The 18,087-nt window shown below is 28.5% G+C and carries 13 protein-coding genes; 8 read left to right on the top strand and 5 right to left on the bottom strand.

What is annotated here, in order from left to right:
- Window positions 1-214: 214 nt before the first annotated feature.
- On the bottom strand, window positions 215-1,096 hold the full coding sequence (locus EDL80_RS04820) for a P44/Msp2 family outer membrane protein (RefSeq protein WP_230957205.1): 882 nt from the start codon (window positions 1,094-1,096) through the stop codon (window positions 215-217).
- Window positions 1,097-1,382: 286 nt separating this feature from the next.
- Complete coding sequence (locus tag EDL80_RS04815) at window positions 1,383-1,985, bottom strand: helix-turn-helix domain-containing protein (RefSeq protein WP_158407039.1); 603 nt, start codon at window positions 1,983-1,985, stop codon at window positions 1,383-1,385.
- 237 nt (window positions 1,986-2,222) lie between these two features.
- Here EDL80_RS04815 and ndk point away from each other — a divergent pair, with 237 nt between their 5' ends.
- Complete coding sequence (gene ndk, locus EDL80_RS04810) at window positions 2,223-2,654, top strand: nucleoside-diphosphate kinase (RefSeq protein WP_158407038.1); 432 nt, start codon at window positions 2,223-2,225, stop codon at window positions 2,652-2,654.
- A gap of 920 nt (window positions 2,655-3,574) precedes the next feature.
- Here ndk and EDL80_RS04805 read toward each other — a convergent pair.
- On the bottom strand, window positions 3,575-4,768 hold the full coding sequence (locus EDL80_RS04805; protein ID WP_158407037.1) for a CCA tRNA nucleotidyltransferase: 1,194 nt from the start codon (window positions 4,766-4,768) through the stop codon (window positions 3,575-3,577).
- An 854-nt stretch (window positions 4,769-5,622) separates the two neighbouring features.
- Window positions 5,623-7,380: a single-stranded-DNA-specific exonuclease RecJ gene (gene recJ, locus EDL80_RS04800; protein ID WP_158407036.1), complete on the bottom strand. Its 1,758-nt coding sequence runs from the start codon at window positions 7,378-7,380 to the stop codon at window positions 5,623-5,625.
- A 636-nt stretch (window positions 7,381-8,016) separates the two neighbouring features.
- On the opposite strand from recJ, the gene icd reads away from it, so the two are divergent.
- A complete protein-coding gene (gene icd, locus EDL80_RS04795; RefSeq protein WP_158407035.1) occupies window positions 8,017-9,465 on the top strand; it encodes an isocitrate dehydrogenase in 1,449 nt (482 codons plus the stop codon).
- A gap of 246 nt (window positions 9,466-9,711) precedes the next feature.
- Here the strand turns inward: icd and ftsY are convergent, their stop codons facing one another.
- Window positions 9,712-10,641 carry a signal recognition particle-docking protein FtsY gene (gene ftsY / locus EDL80_RS04790; RefSeq protein ID WP_158407034.1) on the bottom strand — a complete coding sequence of 310 codons (930 nt, stop codon included), beginning with the start codon at window positions 10,639-10,641 and terminating at the stop codon, window positions 9,712-9,714.
- Between the two features lie 86 nt (window positions 10,642-10,727).
- Between ftsY and bioD the strand changes: the two genes are divergently transcribed.
- The 6 genes from bioD to EDL80_RS04760 all read left to right on the top strand — a co-directional run bounded on the left by bioD (window position 10,728) and on the right by EDL80_RS04760 (window position 18,080).
- Window positions 10,728-11,399: a dethiobiotin synthase gene (gene bioD, locus EDL80_RS04785; protein ID WP_158407033.1), complete on the top strand. Its 672-nt coding sequence runs from the start codon at window positions 10,728-10,730 to the stop codon at window positions 11,397-11,399.
- Window positions 11,400-12,587: 1,188 nt separating this feature from the next.
- Entirely contained in the window at window positions 12,588-13,661 is a 1,074-nt protein-coding gene (gene recA, locus EDL80_RS04780; protein ID WP_158407032.1) for a recombinase RecA, read from the top strand.
- Window positions 13,662-14,056: 395 nt separating this feature from the next.
- Window positions 14,057-14,656, top strand: a complete 600-nt coding sequence (gene pyrE, locus EDL80_RS04775; RefSeq protein ID WP_158407031.1) for an orotate phosphoribosyltransferase — start codon at window positions 14,057-14,059, stop codon at window positions 14,654-14,656.
- Window positions 14,657-14,659: 3 nt separating this feature from the next.
- On the top strand, window positions 14,660-15,442 hold the full coding sequence (locus tag EDL80_RS04770; protein WP_158407030.1) for a HesA/MoeB/ThiF family protein: 783 nt from the start codon (window positions 14,660-14,662) through the stop codon (window positions 15,440-15,442).
- Between the two features lie 404 nt (window positions 15,443-15,846).
- On the top strand, window positions 15,847-17,364 hold the full coding sequence (secD, locus tag EDL80_RS04765) for a protein translocase subunit SecD (RefSeq protein WP_158407029.1): 1,518 nt from the start codon (window positions 15,847-15,849) through the stop codon (window positions 17,362-17,364).
- Between the two features lie 542 nt (window positions 17,365-17,906).
- Window positions 17,907-18,080 carry a zinc-finger domain-containing protein gene (locus EDL80_RS04760; RefSeq protein ID WP_158407028.1) on the top strand — a complete coding sequence of 58 codons (174 nt, stop codon included), beginning with the start codon at window positions 17,907-17,909 and terminating at the stop codon, window positions 18,078-18,080.
- Window positions 18,081-18,087: the final 7 nt, after the last annotated feature.

Raw genomic sequence — 18,087 nt, 5'->3', positions numbered from 1 at the left:
GTACGTATAGATCTCTAAGTGCTAAGATAAGTAAACAACAGTTGCTAAATTCAGTTGATCTAACAATCTTGTAAAGACTTTATGTAGTTTTATAAAACTTTTAAACTACCTATGAATCATGCGAAATGAGAAAAGTAACAAATAGGTATACAGTAACACTGTCGATAACAATAGTAAGTATAACTTAAAGCGTTCTGTATTATACTAAATAAATCTACAGAATAAACCTCAACCCAATTTCACCACCGTAATAATCTGCATTAAACAAAATGACAGGCTCTATATGTTTTGGATCTGCTGCAAGTTCATGTTGATATTGAATTGATACATTCTTAAAGGCATCATCAGGAACTTTAACGTAATATCCATTAACAAATATGATAGTTTTTGGTGATAGCAAGAACCCGAAACCTAACTTTGCTTTGTATATAGTTTTAATGTTTGTTGCTCCTAAGAAATTAGTTACACCTTTTCCTATACCAATACATGCACTTGGTATTAAATAAGAATTACCAATTATCATGTCATAACATGCATTTAACGTTAAAGAAATAATACTTAAACCTTCATTTTTTGCGGTTATATAATTATAAGCATTATTATCCCCTGGTGGTGGTGGTGGTGGTGTAGGATTTTTTGTAGTAGTTAATGTATCACCTTTTGCTAAGGCGAAATATCTATGGTTGTCTTGAAATTTATACTTTTGTTTGTCTACATCAAATTTTGTGAATGCTCCTTCTAATTCTATTCTTAGACCTCCTCCTGAATACCCAATAGCTCCTGAGAAACCAGTGTAGTTTTTATTATATACAGGGTTATAGCCTTTTGTAAATTGGTCCTGCTTTTTTAAATTTAATTCAGTATTTTCTTCTTTTAGGCTAAACAAAGTTAAATCTTTATCTTGATTTTCATGTTTATATTTTGCAGATATTTTGCTGAACTTGGGTACTTCTATATTGTAATGTCCGCTTGTGTAAAAGCCAACCATTTCGCTTTCATTAGAAAAATCAATAGGAACTGGTGATGATAATGCGTCATGTGCCAGTCCTAAAGTTATCAAGGAAAGTGCAATTCCCAAACATGAAAATTTTACCATAATGTTATCCATAAATAGATTTATATATAAATATAACTCAAGATATATAATAGCATACTAGAAATTACATCTTAAGTCAAAAATATCAACTTTATACATACATGCATATATAGTCCCTAATAACATATAATGCACAGTAATACCTAGCATTATATACTATAAGTGCTATTAATGTAACTACTATAATATTAAAATGCATAAAAAACTAATTAAGTATTATATAATACTTATTAATTTTTATGCATATCTACATAATAATTAAGATCTATAGTCTGTATAAGCTTAACTAAGCAGATGTTTTATTATCTGTAGATAATGCTTTGACTAAATTATAAATTATATTACGTACCTTCTCATTTTTAATACAAGTATAAGCCCTTACCATCATTAACACCTCTTTACTGTCTATTTTATTGTCATGAAATTCTGGGACAAATTTTTCTTCATTATCCTTTAAGTTAGGGATAGGTGCAGTATCACTACCACATGAAATATTTTTTAAATCTTCTTGTAGTTTTAGCATTATATCCCTTACTTCAACATTAAGTACACTTGCAAGTTGATATAATCTGCTAATAACTATACGATTTGTTCCTTTTTCATATTTTTGTACTTGTTGGAAAGTTATACCCAACTTGTTTGCAAGTTGATTTTGACTCATACCTCTCATTATGCGTTGTCTTTTTATTTCTTTTCCAACGCATTCATCAACAGGGTGAGGCCTAGATTTTGGTGTAGTACTTTTTTGTACTGCTATGGATTCTAGATTCTCTTTGTTGAAATTATTTTGTATATCTTCTGTGATTGATCCCTCGAATATTGGGCTTTCTGCTTTCATCTCGTTAGGGTAATCTAACTTATTTGTTTTGTTTTTCGCGTGTATAGACATATCATTTTCCTATAATAAGGCAATACTATGTAAGATAAATCATAGAGAATATGAATGCAATAGTTATTTAATGGATTAATCTTATTAATTATGCTAAAATAACATTTATATTTACTATTATGTAAGAAATAACATAATTAAGTTCCGAACAATTATGCACCTTCTCTTGGGGTTTTGACTTAATGTAATGTATGTTTTATACTGATTTATTAGTTAATTTTAATTAGGAGATTTATTTTGCTAGAAAGAACTTTATCTATACTAAAACCAGATGTTGTCAGACGTAATATTGCTGGTCAGGTTAATTCTTATATAGAAAATTCAGGACTAAAAATAGTTATACAAAAAATGTGCCTACTGACACGCTATCAGGCTGAAGAATTTTATGCGATACATAGGTCACAAGCTTTTTTTGTTCCACTAATTGATTTTATGGTATCTGGTCCAGTAGTAGTTCAAGTTTTAGAAGGAGAGAATGCTATAAGTTTGTATAGGGAAATAATGGGTGCTACTGATCCTAAAAAGGCGCGTCCTGGAACTATTAGAGCAGATTTTGCTGAGAGTATAGATGCAAATTGCGTCCATGGTTCTGATAGTTTAGATAATGCAAGTAGGGAAATAAGATTCTTTTTTAGTGAATATGAATTGTTGTCGTTAAAGATGTGTTGAGTTGGTAATTAGCAAGTATAGCTTTATATTTGTTAGTTATTGAAATTGTAAATCTTTATAATTATTTTATTAAATTTTTATATTTTTTAGTTGTTCTGTTGTGGAAATATGCTACCATTAAGTTAGTGGTGATGTTTGTAGATAGCTTTTTGATACGTGAAATTTCTATATAGGTTGTTTAGTATTCTGTAGCTTATATATTTTGCATGTATAAAAAGTTAGAGTACATAGAAAATGTTGTGGTGTTGTTTCAGTAAGCTAACTTTTTATATGGTTAGTAGGTTCTAGGGTAGATTACTGCGAGTGTAATTTTTAGGGTTGTATTGGGGATTAGTAATAACCTGTTTTACATATGGTTTATGTAAGACTGTTTATACTAGGAATAACAAGCTTTATTTAAAAGAAGAATATTTTAATGATTCTATCTAGTTTATAGTTAATATAATAAAATGAGGTTAAAGTATTGCAATATTTTTGAAGGAATACATGATATTTTCTAATTATGTGTAGTGTTGTAGCTGTGTCAACTAACGTATATATAATTGTATAATTAGTTTTATAGTTTTTTAGAAGTATTATTGGAGATTAACTGAAGAAATTAGTGACATTGTATATTATGAAATCTAGTTTTGTATATTAGGTAATGTAAAACTATATACGGGTTTCTATAGTTAATTCAACTAAAATTATAATACTTGTTAATCTATGAAGTAAGATACTTCTTCAAAATTATGTAGAGGTGTTTTTGATTTATCTGTTATATAGTGTGGTTAGGAATTAAATTATTAATGATACTTAATTTATGTAACGAAATTTTATAATATTAAAATAGGACTTATGTTATTTGGCCATACATTTTAAAGTAAGCAAAGAAATTAGAAAGCTATTGGAATATTAAAAACATGTAATATTTTCATTACCTATTCTAACAGTTTTTTTCCATATTCTAATAATTGAGATTTTGTTAATTGGTACGAATTATCTTCCCATAAGTTTCTAAGCTTTTTTAAAATATCTCCTAACTGCTTTCCTTCTTTATACCCGATTGCTAAAAAATCTTTTCCAGATAATGGAAACTCAGGTGCTACAAATTTATCAGCATATTCTATATATTGTGTCAGCTCATGTTCACTTAAAGTTAATTCTGCATGTGCTATTTTAATAATATTACAATATATTGCTTTGCCAAGCTTGTTTATATGTTTCTGTTGGTTAACGATTGATAATGGAAATTCTAAGTTACTATTTACTAAGGATAAAAGTACTTTTGTATCAGCCTTTGATAGGCATAATGAATGTCTGATTTTATCTATTGAAAATTCACTTTTGTTGGTTCTTAATAGAGCAGCAAGTTTTACTATTGGTTCAGTGTTTGATATTATATCAGACGATGTTATATCTGGTATCACTTCAAATGGAATTATTTTTTGTAATACATTACACTCTTGCATAACTTTAAGTGTGTTAGCTACATTTGTGCATGATAAGAGTTTAGCGAATTCATCATGGATACGTTCTCTGGATAACTTATTTATACATGGTGCATATTTTGTACAAGAATGTATTATAATGTCACTTAATTTACTCTGACTACATATAGAAGCATAGAATCTAAATGCTCTCAAGATCCGTAAATAATCCTCTTGTATTCTAATTTCTGGATCTCCTATGAAATTTAATTGTCTATTTTTTAGATCTTGAACTCCTGAGAAATAATCATATACGATTCCTTTTTCATCACAATATAGTGCGTTGAAAGTAAAATCTCGTCTAGAAGCATCTTGTTTCCAATTGTTTGTAAATTTCACCTTAGCGTGTCTGCCGTCACAATATATATCAGATCTCAATGTAGTAATTTCATATGCTGTGCCATTGATAATTGCCGTTATTGTTCCATGCTTAATTCCAGTTGGTATGGCTTTAATATGTGCTACATTTAAAGCGTCAATTATTTGATTAGGTAATAGAGTAGTTGCAAAATCAATGTCTATGGTTTGTCTTTTTAAAATACTATCTCTTACGCACCCACCTACTAGTCTAATTTCTCCTTGATATCTTTTTATTGCATTAATGATTAATAGTATGTTGTTATTGTAGATAAAGTTATTTAGCATTTCTTAATGTTATACCTGAATTGTTAGAGCAATAAAAAAAATGTTTATATGATCCTATAGTATCGTATTAGTTTTATGAACATGCTATAAATTTTTTGATTGTTTAAATAGGATGTAAATAAATTGTTATGCCAGTTTACTGTATTTTTTGTTCAGTGTTATACTATATTACAGAATAGTATAGCTAAAATATTATGTGTGTGGTATGTATGGATAATTTGATATGTACCTTTAGTTGTTATATTAATGATTAATGTTATCAAATATAACTAACTAAATGTCTAAATATACTATCTAGTTATATCAGGAAATATATTGTGGTTCTATTCTAAGTTATGGCTAATTTGTTGTACATTATAGAAGTAAACCAATGAGTGTATACAATATCTGTGGTGATTGACTAAGTAAAAGTACAATTTAAATAGGTATTTATTGAATATGTTTATGCAAGAGTCTATTGAGCTTAGTATACTAATAAGCATTAGGATTTTTATGTATTAGTTTTAGTATAGTTATAGACTTTATTAATGTAATGAATATAGAATAATATTTAACTTATAATGTAATTGTTTTACTAGTTGTCTTTAGTAATTTATCTGTTCTGTAGTTAACATTACAGGATTATTCTCTATTTTAATTATGCTTGTGTATATTACTAACTCTTAGCATATTATCAAGAGTTTGTATTTGTTTTTTATTAGTATTTATTCTATGAACTAATGCTTAGGTTAGTGTTTATATGTCTAGGAAGGATTGCCATAGATAGTATATTTCTTGGATATCTGCGTGAGGACATTTGTTACTAAGTTTTTGTTTTTTTGTACTGAAAGCCATTATGATTAACACTGATGATTCTACATAGTTCTATTGCATTGCAAGGCGTCTTCTATTGTAAATTGTATATGTTCATTGCCTTTCCAATAGTTTACACTTATTTTACCTAATAGTGTAGTAGTAGTTCGTTGTAGTAAGGTAGCACCTAATTCTGTGTTGATGCATCTAAAACAAATTCCTTTGATAAAGGTTTTATTATCATAAATTAAACATCTTATGTGGCTATCTCCTATAACTTCTGGATTTTTTATTCTGATGTTTGTTAAAATAAATCTCGGCTCAGGATTACCTATGCCGAATGGTTCTAAACACTGTAACTCTTTCCATAATTTTAAGTTTATAGCTTCTGCTGTGACAATTCCATCTACTTTAAGTATTTTTTGTTTGTTAATATTATGAAATTTTTGTGATAAGAAATCATGTAATATTTTAATTTTGTTTTCTTCTATTGAAAATCCTGCAGCCATAGCATGCCCTCCTCCTTCGATAATTATTCCTAAGGATTTTGCTTCTAAAATGGCTGCACCTAGATCTACATCTGGGATTGATCTAGCACTTGCTTTGCCAATACCATTTTCAAGTGATATTACTATACTTGGTAAGAAGAATTTATCTTTTAATCTACCTGCAACAATACCTATTATTCCTGGATGCCAATTTCCTATGGCAATAATGACGTTAGTTGATTCTGTATTAGTTTCTATTTGTTCTACTGCTTCATTAAAACTTTGTTGTTCTAGTGTTTTTCTTTCTAAATTAAAGTTTTGTAGTTTTTCTGAAATTTCTAACGCTTCTTCTTCACAGTTGGTTGACAGTAATCTTGCTCCCAGGCTAGCATTACCTACTCTTCCTCCTGCGTTTATATGTGGTCCTATGTTAAACCCTAATTGATAAATATTTGGTTTTTCTTCTAATCCGATTATGTCAGATAGAATTTTGAGGCCTAAGTTTTGTCTTGTTGTCATGACTTTTAGACCTTGTTTTACAAAAGTTCTATTTAGTCCTGTAATAGGCATTACGTCGCAAACAGTTCCCAATGCTACTAGATCTAAATAGTTTATTAAATTTGGTTCTTGATTATCTTTAAAAAAGCCTTGTTCTTTTAAAGTTTTGTGTAGTGCTACTAACATTAAAAAAGATACACCAACTCCAGCTAAGTATGTGTAGGGTGATGTTTCATCTAACCGATTAGGATTAATTACCGCAACTGCATCTGGTAAAGTGTTAATTCCTATGTGATGGTCTATTACTATCACATCAAGATTTACTGATTTTGCTGCAGATATTGGTTCGTGTGCGATAGTACCACAATCTACAGTGATGCATAAACTGTTTCCTGCTTCTTTTAATTTTAGTAAAGCTTGTGTATTTGGTCCATATCCTTCACATATGCGATCTGGTATGTATATAGTTGTTGTTACCCCTATGTATGATAGATATTGTTTTATTAATGCAGAAGATGTTGCTCCATCTACATCATAATCTCCAAAAATTACTATGTTTTCTTGGTTATGTATTGCATTACAGATTCTATGTATTGCCTTGTCCATATCTATCATATGAAAAGGATTGGGTAAAGATGTTTTAAGTGTAGGATATAAAAAGTCACTGATTTCTTCTATATTAATTTTTCTTGCAGATAATACTCTAGCGACAATTTCAGAAATGGAAAATTTTTGTTTAATTGTTAAAATATCTCTTAAATTTACATCATATGGTTTCCATAATGCTCCTGTTGCTCCAATGTATTCTGAGTTTTCTAGGTTACAGTTTAGCATAATACAGACATTTTAAAATTTGCATTATAGCATTGCTTTCTATACTTTCATAATATTATTGAAGTATGTTTTCTATAAAAGCTATTTGAAATTACATAGGCTATTAATTATAGTGATAAATATTTTGTAGTTACATAGGTTATTGTTTTACTTTGATATGTCCTGTAGCTCTGATAGTTGTAAATTATATTGATTAACATGCTTAATTATATTTTTATAATGTAATTTAGAAATACTCTATAGTTGTGCTAATCTAACTTATTATAAATTTTTCTATATTAAAATTGTTAGGTTGAAATTCTTTGTATTTGTATCTGCTAGTTTTTTTTTAAGTGCAGTATAGCAAATAATATTACTAGATATTGTATTTAATAATATAATTTACTTTTATAGTATAAGATAATGTGTTTTTGTTCTATTGGTACTGTTTTGTAAGTAGCTTGTTAAAAAATTTATATAGTTTTCTAATGTGTAATTTTTATTAGTGAAAGAAAACACCAATAAGATGGTTTGCGTTTTTATGATTACTTTGTGTTAGTTTTATTATATTCTTGTTGTGTTTGATCTTATGTTAATTATATAATGACTTGTAGATTTGAGTGTATGAAACTTTATATTAAATAAGGAAATAGAATAATGTCAATTCCGATAACAGTTGCTTATGGAGATGGTATTGGCCCAGAAATCATGGAGGCTGTACTTTTAATTTTGAGTGAAGCAGAATCAGGTTTGGTTATAGAGACTATAGAACTAGGGCACAATTTGTATAAGAAAGAATGGTCTTGTGGTATTGCTCCTTCTTCTTGGGATTCTATCCGTAGGACTAAAGTATTGCTAAAATCTCCTACTATGACGCCACAGGGACAAGGACATAAAAGCTTGAATGTTACGTTAAGAAAAAAGTTAGGGTTATATGCAAATATTAGGCCATGTATTTCTTATCACCCTGTAATTAAAACGAAATATCCTAATTTAAATGTGGTAATAATTAGAGAAAATGAAGAAGATACTTACACTGGTATAGAACACAGATTAACTAGTGATACGTATCAGTGTTCAAAGGTGATCACAAGATCAGGATCAGAAAGGATATGTAATTATGCATTTCAATATGCCGTAATTCATAATAGAAAAAAGGTTACGTGTTTAGTGAAAGATAATATTATGAAAATGACAGATGGTATATTTCATAAGTCTTTCTCAAAAATTGCAGAAAGTTATCCTGATATTATCTCTGATCACTATATTGTTGACATTGGTATGGCAAAGGTGGCTACTAATCCAGAAAATTTTGATGTTATAGTAACTACTAATTTATATGGTGATATTGTTTCTGATATAGTTGCTGAATTGTCTGGGTCAATTGGTCTTGCAGGAAGTGCTAATATAGGAGATAATTATGCAATGTTTGAAGCTGTACATGGGTCAGCTCCAGATATAGCTGGCAAAAATATTGCAAATCCTTCTGGACTATTGAATGCTGCATTGCAGATGTTAATTTATTTAAAGAAGTTTAATGAAGCGGAATTAATTTATAATGCATTTCTTAAAACTTTAGAGGATGGAGTACATACAGCAGATATTTACCAAGATGGTGTTAGTAAAGAAAAAGTGTCTACTATGGATTTTGCTAGAGCAGTGATTGAAAATTTTGGACGGTCTCCTTCTCATATACAAAAATCTGTATTAGATATTAAACGTAGTATGGATGTAACAAGTGTACCATACATATATCAACCATCTTATCATGAAAAAATATTAGTTGGTGTTGATGTAACTGTTAGTTGTGATTCTATGGACTTGAATTGTAATCAGTTAGTGGTTAATTTACAGGATGTAAAACATGAACAATTAGAGCTTGTATTAATTCATAGTAAAGGATTGGAAATTTGGCCAGATGAATCTGCGGTTGTGAATCTTTCTTATGTTGATCAAATATGTTGTAGGTTTTATGTGAAGCATAGCGGTACAGTCACTAATGATCATGTAAATCAATTACTTTTAGAGTTAGATAGAAGTAATGTAAATGTAGTGAAAATGGAAAAACTGTATTTATATGATAAACAATCTGGATTTTTTGTATAATATGGAAAGTATTTGCTTGAGTTGTGAACAAAATAGATGATGTTTATATTGTATGGAAGTTAGTAGTCTTTATTGTTAAATGAATAAAATAAAGAATTCTGTACTTGAATATTAGTTATGTTATCAAATATTTAGTACTCTAGTTTATTTTCTTGTTTCGCATAAATTTATTGTATTCTGAATTATTATCTCATATTTTTTGTGTATTTCTAAAGCAATTGATTATGTTAAGTGTATTTTTTTGTTTTATACAATACTGTCCATGTTAAGAAGTCCTACAGTAAACTCTTTGGCAGAAAAATCTTTCAAATCTTCTACCTGTTCTCCTATTCCTATTGCATGAATTTTCAGTTTATGTTTTTGTGCTATCCGTATTACTACTCCACCTTTTGCTGTACCATCTAGTTTTGTTATAATTAAGCCACTAATATCAACGAATTGCGAAAAAACTTCAACTTGATTGATAGCATTTTGTCCAGTTGTTGCATCCAATATTAAAATTACATCATGTGGTGCTTCATTGTCATGCTTACCTATAATCCGTTTAATTTTTGCCAATTCTTCCATTAGATTTTTGTAGTTATGCAATCTTCCAGCTGTATCTACGAGTAAAATATCTATATTGTTATTTAAAGCTTGTTGCATGGCTTGATATGCTACACTTGCTGCATCTGATCCTTGTGTGCTTGTGACAATGGGAAAATCTACTTTTTGTGACCATACTATTAGTTGTTCTGTAGCTGCTGCACGAAATGTATCACATGCTGCAACTAGTACACTTTTTCCACTATTCTTGAATTTATAAGCTAATTTACCTACTGTAGTTGTTTTACCATTTCCATTAGTGCCACATATCATAACTACATGTGGTTTTTTTGTTATCAAAAAAGGTTTTTCAACTTGTAATAGAATATTTTCTATTTCTTCTGCTAATTTTTGTTTTATTGTGTAATCTGTTACCTCATCGAATTTTGTTTCTGCAATTTTTTTTGTGAGTAGCGATGCGTTTTCATATCCAATGTCTGCTGTAATTAGTAATTCTTTTAGTTCCTCTAGGGTTTCTTGGTCAACTTTTTTACTGTTGGAAAAAATTTTTTTAATGCCATCACTTAATTTAGATGAAGTTTTAAATAAACTCTTTTTTATATTGCTGAAAAATCCTTGATTGTTTGTCATATCTATAATTTCCTTAGTATTTTTTATTGTTGAGAATTAAATTTCTATTAGTATATTGGGTTAAATTATATTGTTCGCTATACTAAATGTCAGCTTATTTTATTACATCTTGTGGTACGGGTATAGGTAAAACTTTTATTACTACAGCACTATGCTGGCATTTACGAAAAAATTGTAGAGTAGTACATGCAATAAAACCTGTAATAAGTGGCTGGAATGATATGGAAGTTATGGATAGCGATACAGGTAAAATATTATGTAGTTTAGGTTTAGATTGTAATATTCATAATATAAATAAAACTTCTCCGTGGAGACTGTCTTATGCTCATGCTCCTAATATAGCTGCTAAGTTAGAAAATATTGAATTAGATTATAATGAAATTTTAGCATTCTGTTATGAAAATATTAATCAATGTGTAGATTATTTATTAATAGAAGGTGTAGGTGGTGTAATGTCCCCTATTACGGATCAAAAAACTTGCTTGGAGTTAATGCAAGACTTGAATATTAAAGTGATCTTAGTTGTAGGTTCTTATTTGGGTAGTGTTAGTCATACATTGACAGCACTTAAAGTATTGGATGATATGAATGTAAAGGTTATCCTAAGTGTTAATAATAAAACTGATACTAATGTTAGTGATATAGTAAAATTTATTTATGAGTATACAGGTAAATTAGTATATATTCACCAGTATGTTAGTAATAGTATTAACTCATGGCAAAATAGTTCAAGTGATATAATTGATTTTATCTTATAAATAACGGTAATGTTTTTTACTAGTATCAGTAGTTTATTGTTTGATGCTTATAGATAATATGTGTTTCATATAATAATGATAAGCTTTTTTAGTGTAATAATATTTATTATTTAGTTTCTGCTAAGTAGAATATATGTTTTACAATTATTAAAATTATCTTTGATTGATAGAAAAATTATCTCAAATTGTAAGTTGATTTTATTAATGGTAAACAGATTTTTTGCAAGTATATGTAATGTAATGCTCTAATTAATAGAGAAATATATGATAGTAAATTATTATTTATATCAAGGTATATAGTAGCTTGCTATGTAATGATATGAGTGTAATTTTATTATCCATATATATTGGTTATTAATCAATAACTATTTTATATATGTTAAAAAGTAGTTGTTTCTTATGAAAAATGTTTCATGTATTGTATAATAGTTAATACTGGAAAATTTTATCCTATATAGGGTAATGTTTGTATATGTATTATTTACTGTATTGTCTAGTCTATACTAGTGAGTATTTTATGAAAATAACGATAGAATTTTTGTGATTCTATGGTAATGAACATTATTAGCACTTTTATGTTTATAGATAATTTTTGATTGTGAATTGATACTAATTTTCAATTTTGTATTCAAAGCTATAAAGTGTATTTTTATGTGTTACTGTAGTTAAAATGCTGGTTATTGTATATTGAATTATTGTTACTATGACAATTTGATAGCTAATGTAATGAATATCACACATAATTGATGATGTTTTTATTTTATGTCGACACGTTTAGTAATGAAAAATCATATGAGCTTTGTATTTTAAGCAAAATCTTGGTTATAGGAATAGTATGCCAAAAATTACGGTATACTGAGAAATGTGTGGATTATTAAAATCTTTTGAATAGAGGATATTTTTTGTTACTTATTGTAATTTAACATATCAAGTACTATATCATGTTGAAGTTTAATTGTTGGGTTTTGACATACATATTTATAGTATTTTAGTTATAGTAAACGAAGCTCTTGGCCTGATTGAAATGAAGTTTCCTATAATCTTTAGTAACATTACCTGTACTATGCTAATACAATTTTAAGTAGCATTTGACGGATTGTGTATGATGATTTTAAATCTTGACAATTGATATTAAGAATGATTAGCTTTCTTTGTTCTTATGAAGATATTTATTATTAGAAACGAGTTATGTCTGATACCAAGAATTTAAATCACGAAAGACAAAAAGCTTTGGATAATGCGATTAGTCAAATTGAAAAAGCGTTTGGTCGTGGTGCAATAATGAAGTTAAAACAAGGTGCTATTGAAAAAATAGATAGTATACCTACAGGTTCAATAGCTCTTGATACAGCATTAGGTATTGGTGGTTTCCCTAAGGGAAGAATTATTGAAATTTTTGGTCCTGAGAGTTCAGGAAAAACAACACTTGCATTACATGTTATTGCTGAATCTCAAAAAAAAGGTGGAAATTGTGCATTTATTGATGCTGAACATGCTTTAGATATAATGTACGCTCGTAAATTAGGAGTAAATACTGGAGATTTAATTGTTTCTCAACCTGATACAGGTGAACAAGCATTACATATAGTTGAATATTTGGTATGTTCTGGAGCTATTGATGTAATAGTGGTTGATTCGGTTGCTGCATTAACGCCTAGAGCAGAAATAGAAGGTGATATGGGTGACCAGCACATGGGTTTACAAGCACGGTTATTAAGTCATGCTTTAAGAAAGTTGACTTCTATTGTATCGAAGGCTAATTGTGTACTTATTTTTATTAATCAGATTCGTATGAAAATAGGTGTAGTTTATGGTAATCCTGAAACTACAACCGGAGGCAATGCGTTGAAATTTTATAGTTCTGTAAGATTAGATATACGTAAAGTAAGTGCAATAAAAGACAAAGACATTATTATTGGTAATCAGACTAAAGTTAAGGTCGTTAAAAATAAGGTTGCACCGCCTTTTAAACAGGTTGACTTTGATATTATGTATAATGAGGGAATATCAAGAGTTGGTGAAATTATAGATATGGGAGTAAAACTTAATATTGTAGAAAAAGCAGGGTCATATTATTCGTACAATAATGTACGTCTTGGTCAAGGTAAAGAAAATGTTAAGTTGTACCTTAAGAATAATCCAAGTACTGCAGATGAAATTGAACAAAAAATAAGGGCTAGTTTGCAAGCAAGTGATAATGATGTGAGTTGTTTTAATTCAGAAGTTGATAGTATTGGTGAGATGGATGCAACAGTGTTTTAAATATACAGTAAATGTCTGTTTTTTTGCGGTAAGGTTGAAGAATTAGGTGACAAATAACTAATTTTTGTGATTTTTAGATGATAAAGGTAAAATAAGCAGGTAACTTTAATGTATGATGCGTATCTGGTTAAGATAGTACTAAAAAATGTAAAATTAAATGCTATAGATATTTCGTTGTACATTAGTAAATAACATTGTGTAATGCAATAAGTTAATAATTACTGAAAGAGAAAAAATGAGTTTTTCAAAATTTATAAAAGTAGTCTTAACAACTAATAGTTTTATAAGTATGTAATTATAAGTTAATTTACTTGATAATTATGTTGGTTGATTTAGTCTGAAAGTTGCATATATTAGTCAAGTGAAGGGATAATTTTTTAAAGGTGTTGTGTTGTATGGAAGTAGGTTTATTAGATAGTGATTCTATATATGATGAATTCATTAAAATTGGGGTGATAATAAATGGTCACTTTGTACTTTCTTCTGGTTTACACAGTGATACATATATACAGTGTGCTAGATTGTTTGAAAACCCTACTCTTGCAGTAAAGTTTTGTTCTTTACTTGCAGAAAAAATTAATAAGGTTTTGCCAAATATAGATCTAATAGTATCTCCAGCAATTGGTGCTATTACTGTAGGGTATGAAATTGCAAGACAATTGGGAATTAATAATGTCTTCTGTGAGCGTGTAGATGGTATTTTTGTATTACGTCGTGGTTTTGAAATTAAAAAAGGTAGTCAAGTTTTAATTGTAGAAGATGTGATTACTACTGGTAAAACATCTATGGAAGTAGTAAATTGTGTCAAAAGTAATGGTGGAGCAGTTGTTGCTGGTGCAGCGTTGGTTAAACGTAGTAAAGATGTAAGACTTCCTTTCCCTATAATTAGTTTGATTGAGTTGAATGTAAAAAGTTATGTTGATGAAGATATTCCAGAATATTTAAGGAGAATACCTGTATCAATTCCTGGAAGTAGAAGATATTTGAGTGAATAGTTGGTGTTTGACCGGTATAAAAAACAAGTATTACTTTCAGAGGTGGGAATACTAGGTCAAAAGAAATTATGTAATAGTAGCATACTAATAGTTGGGTGTGGTGGTTTAGGAAGTGCTGTTATTCCGTTACTTGCAGCTAGTGGTGTTGGTAATTTGGTATTATCTGATAGTGATAAAGTTCAAGTTTCTAATTTAAATAGACAGGTAATATATAAAGAAACTGATATTAATCAGAGTAAGGTAATAAAAGCTGCTGATTTTGTTAGTATGCTTAACTCTGAAGTTAATGTACGTACATTAAATGCTTTTATTACTCCTAAAAACTTTGAGCAAATTTTTAAGGAGGTAGATCTTGTTGTAGATTGTACAGACCGCCTAGCAACTAAGTTGTTTCTCAATGATGCGTGTGTTATTTTAGGCAAGCCTTTGATACATAGTGCAGCAATTGGTTTTATTGGTCAAATATTGACTGTGTATCCATATGGTAAACCTTGTTTAAGATGTTTTTTTGAGCATCAGTATATGAGCTTGCATCTAAACTGTGCTAATGCTGGTGTATTAGGGCCAACAGTGGGAGTAGTAGGTAGTATTGTAGCAGCGGAAGCCATAAAGTATTTATTAGAAATTTCATGTAATGTAGTTGGTAGATTACAGAGAATTGATTTAAAAAATAATGAGTTTACTCATTACACATTTCAAAAAAATGAAACATGTATAGCGTGTAGTAATGATGTTAAAGTTGATCCGTATGATCATGATTATTATGAAAGTAAGTTATATTTTTAATAGGAAAACATGAATTAAAATATTCTTATTTAATTTCCTATATGTATTTAGTGATAAATTAAATATGTCTCGTGCATAACAGTAATGCTAAAGTTGGTCCGTGTGGTTCTTGTGAAAATGAATTGTATTTTTAGTAAGGATGTGATTTAAAATATTTTCAATTGAATGTATAGGCATGTAGGACTGGTATTAAAGTTGATCTGTATGATCATGATTATCGTGAAAGTAAGTTATATTTCTAATAAAGAGTATTACATTGCCCATTTAATTAATTATCTTATGTTTAGTAAAATATATATGATAGCTTATGATATGTTATAGTGGTTAACATATTTAGAAGTATAAACTGTTTTATTTGTGATAGATAATGTAATATAATCCGGTAATTATATTTAGTATGTGCTATGTCGTTTAAGTTAAAAATTAAGCCTATAATTATAACATTGTTGTGTGTAGTTGCTGTATATTTAGTATTACCAAATTTTATTGATAATAAGTTTTTAATATCAAAGAAAAAAGTTAACTTAGGATTGGATTTACAAGGTGGAGTTTATTTACTGTTGGAAGTGGATTTTAAGGAGTACTTAAGGGAAAGAATGTACGAATTGTATGATGAGGTAAATGAATTTCTATTGAGTAAAAAAATCAAATATCAAAGTTTTAATGTAAATGAAGATAAATTAATACTAGTGTTGAATAATAGCCAGGATTTTGACCAAATAAAGTCATTCGATAATAAGAATATAAGAATGTCAAGAAAAAATATTCAGGTAATAATGTCTTTTTATGATGGTTATAAAGAAAGTTTATTAAAAAATGTAATAGCTGATTCAATAAGCAATATAAGTCGTAGACTTGATAAATCTGGAACGAAAGAAATTATTATAAATAGTCATGGTAAAGATAGGATATCTTTGCAAATTCCAGGAATACATGATACTAGTCAAATTAAAATGTTATTAGGAAAAACTGCAAAATTAACATTTCACTTGTTAGAAAATGTTACGCAGTTTTCATCTATTAATCCTTTAACTACAGTTTTGTTAAAAGATGTACATGGCAATACATATCCTATATTAAGGAAAGTTGAAATTAGTGGTGATTCTTTAGTGGATGTATCTTCTGGGATAAATAGTCTTGGTAATATAGTTGTGAATTTTAAGTTAAATAATACTGCAGCTAAGAAATTTGCTAAAATTACAAAAGAAAATTTTAATAAGCCGTTTGCTATAGTACTTGATGGTGTAGTACTTACTGCACCTATAATACGTGATCCTATTTTAACTGGAAGTGGTGAAATTAGTGGTAGTTTTACTGTTGAAAGTGCAAAAGAATTATCTATTTTGTTAAAATCTGGTGCTTTGCCTGCACCTTTGAAGGTAATTGAGGAAAAAACAATTGGTTCAAGTTTGGGTGCTGAGTATATAAAGCAAGGAAGGTTGGCAATGATAGTATCAGTGGTAGCAGTATCAGCTTTTATTGTATTTTCATATGGTGTATTTGGAATTTTAGCTGTTATTGGCTTAATGTTTAATATTGTGTTTATTGTTGCTGCTCTTACATTACTTCAAGCTACACTAACATTACCTGGTATTGCCGGTATTACTTTGACGGTTGGAATGTCTGTTGATGCCAATGTTTTAATCTTTGAACGTATTAGAGAAGAATTAAGTGCGAAAAAGAAATTAAGATGGGCTGTAGAGTCTGGATTCAAAAATGCCATGTCTACAATATTTGATTCAAATATTACTACATTGATTGTTGCTGCAATTATGTTTGTAATAGGTAGTGGGCCAGTTAGTGGTTTTGCTGTTACATTATCTATAGGTATTTTATGTTCCATGTTTTCTGCAATTACATTGACAAAAATGTTGATAGATTTATATATTAAGTTCTTTAATTTAAAAGCATTAAATATATAGTAATTTAATTATAAAGATTAATTTTGTATTTACTTTAAAGTTGTTTTTATTGGTAGCAAATTACTAAGTCTAGTTATGAGAACGGTTATTTACTATAATGAGTAAGTTAGGTGATATTGTTTGTGTTAAATACCTAAAAATGTATTTGATAGTAAGAAACAAATAATGTGTATTTTTGTCTATAATGATAGTAGTTGCCATAAGGTTGTACTTGATTTGATAATAAGGAAGTAAATAGTGTGTAAGGTATTTACTGTATTATAATGGTTTAATTAGGTTAATGTAATCAATACTTAAAATATATTTATACTGATAAGTAGAAAATGTATTACTATGTGTTGGTGTCAAAGTTATCTATAATACTATAACCTGGTAATTATGATAAAATAATTGTAATTCGATAGAAGATATTTATTGTAATAGTAGTTAATATAATGTTGATTATACTAAGTGTATTTATAAATATTATTAATAATAAAAAAAATTAGGGTGCTGTTTGTATATGGTATTATAATTAGTAATATTTAGTGAATATTATATTTATGTCTAATCGTAATGAAACAATCAATGCATGTGAAGAACAAATTGTGTTCTGTAATGGTGAAGGAACTAATGTTGAGTATACTGAGCATCCGAAAATATATTTGACGGTAAAGAATGGACAAAAGGTAGTTTGTCCTTATTGTAGTAAAACTTTTGTTTATAAATTTAAATAACTAGTGT

The sequence above is a fragment of the Ehrlichia ruminantium genome, from assembly GCF_009728835.1.
In the GTDB taxonomy this organism is placed as follows: domain Bacteria; phylum Pseudomonadota; class Alphaproteobacteria; order Rickettsiales; family Anaplasmataceae; genus Ehrlichia; species Ehrlichia ruminantium_B.
The sequence above is the reverse complement of the archived record's forward strand: the minus strand, read 5'-3'. Positions and strand labels throughout refer to the sequence as shown.